1 protein-coding gene is annotated in these 1,368 nt (G+C 73.4%); it reads right to left on the bottom strand.

Annotated elements, in window-relative coordinates:
* Window positions 1-42: 42 nt before the first annotated feature.
* On the bottom strand, window positions 43-1,368 hold a 1,326-nt coding region (locus IY392_RS17010), incomplete at its 5' end, for a DUF6986 family protein (RefSeq protein ID WP_194861874.1).

The raw sequence follows: 1,368 nt of genomic DNA, 5'->3' as shown, positions 1-1,368 counted from the left end.
CGCGGTGTGCGCGCAGGACGGTCTCGGGGGCACCGTGCGTGCTCATGTCGTGGACTCCGCGGGGCGGTGGGCGGCGAGATCCGCCCGCCCGGACCCGGGTCGCCGCAGCCGGTCGAGCGCAGCCCTGTCCGCTCCGGTCAGTTCCTCGACCTCGGCATCGGTGGCCGCGCCGCAGTCCAGCGCGCGGACGCAGAAGTCGGCGAGGGCGCGGGCGGTGGCCGGTTCGTCGAGGTATCCGGCCGATCCTGCGCGTCCCTCGACAGTGCTGCCGAGGTAGGCCGAGAGGCGGGCGCCGGCGGTGGGCAGCGAGCGACGGTAGAAGGCGTAGGTGGCCACGTAGCGGGAGACCAGTTGTGCGGGGTGCAGGTCCCAGCCCTGGTAGAAGCCGCGACGCAAGGACCGGTCGACCAGCCGCGCGTGCAGCTGCCAGGCGGAGAGGACGGCGTCCGCCTCCCCCACCGGCAGTCTGTTGGTCGAGCCGTCGGAGAGCGCCACACCGGTGCCGGCGGCGGCGACCTGCATGACGGCCTTGGCGTGGTCGGCGACGGGGTGGTCCATCGCCTGGTACTCGGCGGCGATGCCGCAGGCCGCCGAGTAGTCATAGGTGCCGTAGTGCAGCCCGATGCAGCGTCGATCGGCCGCGTGCACCAGCCGCGCCACCAGCGCGGACCCGTCGGGCCCGCAGATCGACTGCGGGGTCTCGATCTGGATCTCGAACCCGAGGGTCCGCTCGGCCAACCCGGTCGCCTGCTCGAGCTCGCGGCACATCCGGACCATGGCCCGCACCTGGTCCACCGAGGTCACCTTGGGCAGGGTCGGCCGAAAGCCGCTCGCATGGTTGCCGTGCAGCCCGCCGTCCGCCGCGAGTCCGCCGACGAACCGGGTGAAGGTCCGGATCCCACGTCGGCGGGTCCGCGGGTCGAGGGAGCCGAACCGCAGTCCCCAGAACGGAGGGAGCGACGGTGCTGAGGACGGTGCTGACGACGACAACGACGACGAGTCCGGCCCCCGCTGCTCGGTCGCCGTCCGCGTCGCCACCAGATCCGCGAGCACCCGGTCGACGTGCGCGTCCTCGTCGCGGTCGCGGGCGTCGGCGGGCACGCCACGCTGGGTGAAGCCGTCCTCGAAGTCGATGCGGAGGTCCTCGACGGGTTCCCGCGCGAGCTTGTCCCTGACGAGTGTGTGGAGGGATGCGGCCTCGCGCTCGAGGTCGAGAGCCCCCGCAAGCAGGTCCCCGAACACCCCCGCCAGAGCGGAGGTGTCCGGCAGATGGGTGTCGAAGGCCTCGAGCGCGGCTGCGCCGACCTCGGGCACCACGCCGGCGTGGACGCGCTCGGCGGGGAGGTACAGGGTGTGGACGGGCTGGCG

Source organism: Dietzia sp. SYD-A1, assembly GCF_015356725.1.
GTDB lineage: Bacteria > Actinomycetota > Actinomycetes > Mycobacteriales > Mycobacteriaceae > Dietzia.
Note: the sequence above shows the minus strand (reverse complement) of the source record. Positions and strands in the feature narration are given on the sequence as shown.